1 rRNA gene is annotated in these 498 nt (G+C 49.0%); it reads right to left on the bottom strand.

Annotation, left to right across the window (positions count from 1 at the left end):
- A 23S ribosomal RNA gene (locus tag QTO06_RS25415) occupies positions 1-498 on the bottom strand; the annotation flags it as partial.

Below are 498 nucleotides of genomic sequence, written 5' to 3'. Positions count from 1 at the left end.
GTTCTATTTCACTCCCCTCACAGGGGTTCTTTTCGCCTTTCCCTCACGGTACTGGTTCACTATCGGTCAGTCAGTAGTATTTAGCCTTGGAGGATGGTCCCCCCATATTCAGACAGGATATCACGTGTCCCGCCCTACTCGATTTCACTGAATGTGCGTTGTCAACTACGGGGCTATCACCCTGTATCGCCGGACTTTCCAGACCGTTCGTCTAACGCATATAAAGCTTAAGGGCTAGTCCAATTTCGCTCGCCGCTACTTTCGGAATCTCGGTTGATTTCTTTTCCTCGGGGTACTTAGATGTTTCAGTTCCCCCGGTTCGCCTCCTGCTGCTATGTATTCACAACAGGATACTTGCTTATGCAAGTGGGTTTCCCCATTCGGAAATCCCAGACTCAAATGGTTTTTACTACCTAATCTGGGCTTATCGCAAGTTAATACGTCCTTCATCGCCTCTGACTGCCAAGGCATCCACCGTGTACGCTTAGTCACTTAACC

It is taken from the genome of Vibrio sp. M260121, from assembly GCF_036533715.1.
GTDB lineage: Bacteria > Pseudomonadota > Gammaproteobacteria > Enterobacterales > Vibrionaceae > Vibrio.
This window is presented reverse-complemented; position numbering and strand designations above follow the sequence as displayed.